The sequence below is a fragment of the Vibrio sp. 99-8-1 genome (genome assembly GCF_013114595.1).
Classification (GTDB): Bacteria; Pseudomonadota; Gammaproteobacteria; order Enterobacterales; family Vibrionaceae; genus Vibrio.
The window spans coordinates 1-1,044 of the sequence record NZ_VTXE01000076.1 but is presented as its reverse complement, the minus strand read 5'-3'; the positions used below and the strand labels follow the sequence as shown (position 1 = coordinate 1,044).

Sequence of the window (1,044 nt, the reverse complement as noted above, 5' to 3'; positions counted from 1 at the left end):
TTTTCGAATGTCCTGAGGGTAATTAAAGAGCGTATTCAGGTTGTCCCAGTGAGCAGTCCAAGAACGACTGATTTGAGGGTACTTTTCATCCCATTTATCACCGAAGCGCTCCAGAGCGAGTAACGCTTCGTCTTCCGTCGCTGATTGATAGATTTCCTTCAGGTCTGCCGTTATGACCTTGTAATCCTTCCATGGAACGTACTTCATCGAGTTTCGAACCATATGCACGATACAGAGCTGTATTTGAGTTTGAGGGAATACGGCATTAATGGCATCAGGAAAGCCTTTCAGACCATCGACACAAGCGATGAGGATATCTTGGACTCCACTGCTCTGTAGTTCAGTCTATACATTTAGCCAGTATTTCGCCCCTTCCGTTTCCGACATCCACATGCCAAGCAGTTCTTTATGTCCTTCCGTGTTGACACCTAGAGCCAGATAAATGGCCTTATTGATGACCTGTTTGTTCTGACGAACTTTAACAACGATGCAGTCGAGATAAACGATAGGATAAACGGCATCTAAAGGCCGAGATTGCCACTCTATGACTTGTTCCAGAACGGCATCTGTCACTTTTGATATAAGGCTTGCAGAGACATCTGCATCATACATTTCCTTGAAGGTAGCGACGATTTCACGGGTGGTCATTCCTTTGGCATACAAGCTTAATATCTTGTCGTCCATCGACTGGAATCGGGTTTGGTGTTTACGAACGAGCTTAGGCTCAAACGTGGACTCACGGTCACGAGGGACATCTAGTTGGATCTGGCCATCGTCAGTGATGAGCGTTTTGGAGGAATAGCCGTTACGGCTGTTATCGTCAGGTTTAGCGGAGTGTTTTTCATAACCAAGGTGCTCATCGAGTTCAGCGTTAAGCGCTGTTTCAACGGTCACCTTGGTTAACATTTTACGAAAGTCATCAAGATCAGAAGGTGTCTTGATTGACTTAGCGGCTTCACGAGCAAATGCTTCTAGAGCTTTCTTATCCATGTTGCTTATCCTTAGCCATGACTGGCTTAATTATAAGCAGATACACAAATTAAA

The 1,044-nt window shown here is 44.9% G+C and carries 1 pseudogene; it reads right to left on the bottom strand.

Annotation, left to right across the window (positions count from 1 at the left end):
* Window positions 1-990 (bottom strand): annotated as a pseudogene (locus tag F0227_RS21720) (IS256 family transposase); the annotation flags it as partial.
* Window positions 991-1,044: the final 54 nt, after the last annotated feature.